Source organism: Mesorhizobium intechi (genome assembly GCF_002879535.1).
In the GTDB taxonomy this organism is placed as follows: Bacteria; Pseudomonadota; Alphaproteobacteria; order Rhizobiales; family Rhizobiaceae; genus Mesorhizobium; species Mesorhizobium intechi.
Genome location: NZ_PNOT02000273.1, coordinates 1 through 2,062 on the forward strand (window position 1 = coordinate 1; position 2,062 = coordinate 2,062).

Here is a 2,062-nt window from a genome sequence, read left to right on the forward strand (position 1 = left end):
CGGGCGCCCGCCGCAGCACCGGATGCACGATCGGCTCCTTCGCCTTGAAGGCGTAGGCTTTGATCAGCGCGAAATAATTCGGATAGGCATAGCCATTGTTCATCCGCAGCCATTCGTCGCGACGCTCGCGAAACAGTCTCGGCAGTTGGTACCAGGCCGCCGTGGGCTTCTTATGATGGACGAAGTGCAGATTGTTGTTCAGGAACAGCAACGACAGCGGCGAGCGCTCGATGATCACCGTGCGGCCTTCCGGATGCTCGGACCACTGATGCTCGGCAAAGGTGCGGATCGCGATCAGCGACTGGCCGAGCCAGACCGGCGCCAGGATGTAGAGCCACAGCGGAATGCCGAAGCCGAACTGCACGATCGGCGCTACGATGGCGAGGCCGATCGCATGCAGCAGCCAAGCCCTGCGGATCGCCTTGTCGCCAGCCACCATCTGCTTGAAATCGTCGATGAAGAAGCCGATGCAGGACAGCCAGGGGCCAAGGAAGAAACGGCCGACCATGGTGTTGTTGATCTTGAGCAGGAACTTCATCGTCGGCGGCAAATCGTCATGCTGCCACAGCGCCTGGTAATAGCTTTCCGGATCGTCGAGCGGATCGGTCAGCCGCTCGTCGGCATGGTGGCGCAAATGCAATGTCTTGAAGCGGCGGAACGGCCAGACCAGGCCGATCGGCAGGAAGACGAAGGCTTCGTTGATCAACGCGCTGCGCGTCGGATGGCCATGCAGCACCTCGTGCATGATCGACGACTGCAGTGCCAGGACGAAGCCAAGGAGAGCGAGCGCGAGGATGGGATAGGACGGCCAGAGCAGGAAACCGGTGGCAAGCCATGTTCCGTAGCAGAAGAAAGCGAGAACCGCGGTCGGCCACTCGATGGCTGGTGCGTTACGTCGCTTGATGCTCTTGCCTGTCATGCTATCGACCACTGCCCCTCAGTCGTCGGAACCCCCACTGGCTCCTGACAGCATAGTGTCAGGAGAAATGATTCCACTCAACGCGACAAAGTATACAAAATGTTGCGATTGCGCATTTTTGACCGCACATGTTATACATTGTAAACAACCTTAGGGATTCATTTACGCCTGAGGCGCCCCACAGGCTACTTTAGCGCAAATTTGTCCTCAACATGCGGAGAAGCGGGCGATGGACAAACGCGATCTGTCAGCAATTTTCCGGGAGCGTCTGAAGCTGCTCCTGACACGCTCCGACCTCAATCAGTCGGCGTTCGCGTCAGCAGTCGGCATCGATCGGTCTGCGCTGTCGCAGCTGATGTCAGGTGCCTCGACCCGCCTGCCGCGTGCCGAAACGCTGCTCAACATCGCCGCCGAATTCAAGGTGTCCCTGGACTGGCTGCTGGGCCTCAGCCAGGACGAAGGCGTCACCGGCGAAATCCGCGAAAGCCTGGAGATCGAGGAAGCGCCCGATGGTTTCGACCGCACGCTGCTCGCCAAATGGTTCGCCGAGGCAGCGGGCACCAAGATCCGCTACGTGCCCGCGGGCATTCCCGATCTGCTGCGAACCCGCGCTCTTGTCGACTACGAGGCCAACATCACCAACAGGAGTCGGCTGGCGCAGGCCAGCGAGACACAGTACCGCATCGAATACAACCGCCGCCCGGAAACCGACATGGAAGTCTGCATGCCGCGCCACACGCTCGAGATTTTCGCGCGCGGCCTCGGCGTATGGGATCGCTTTCCCGAGGCAGACCGCCGCCAACAGCTCGCCCATATGGCGACGCTGCTCGACGATCTCTATCCGACCTTCCGCCTGTTTCTCTATGACGGGCGCATGCGCTATTCGATCCCGCTCACCATCTTCGGCCCCTATCGCGCCGCCATCTATGTCGGCGACATGTATGTCGTGCTGAACGCCACCCAGCCGGTCCAGGCACTGACCCAGCACTTCGACAATCTGATCCGCGCCGCCGACGTCAACCCGCACGAGGCGGCAGGTTTCGCCCGAAATCTGGCCGGCATGTCATTCCCATCAGGCTCTGTCTGATCGACGGCGATCATGGTCGTTCGATTGCTTGGCCCCGACACGGTCGGGGCCAAGCC

At 60.7% G+C, this 2,062-nt stretch carries 2 protein-coding genes; one reads left to right on the forward strand and one right to left on the reverse strand.

The window, feature by feature from the left end; translation table 11 throughout:
- A partial coding sequence (locus tag C1D09_RS23975) for a fatty acid desaturase (protein WP_143976593.1) occupies window positions 1–919 on the reverse strand: 919 nt, incomplete at its 3' end.
- A gap of 229 nt (window positions 920–1,148) precedes the next feature.
- On the opposite strand from C1D09_RS23975, the gene C1D09_RS23980 reads away from it, so the two are divergent.
- Window positions 1,149–2,006 carry a helix-turn-helix domain-containing protein gene (locus tag C1D09_RS23980; protein ID WP_143976594.1) on the forward strand — a complete coding sequence of 286 codons (858 nt, stop codon included), beginning with the start codon at window positions 1,149–1,151 and terminating at the stop codon, window positions 2,004–2,006.
- The last annotated feature ends 56 nt before the right edge of the window (window positions 2,007–2,062 follow it).

Coding starts and splice junctions, on each gene's coding strand:
- C1D09_RS23980 (WP_143976594.1), top strand. CDS start 1,149: ATGGACAAACGCGATCTGTCAGCAATTTTCCGGGAGCGTCTGAAGCTG.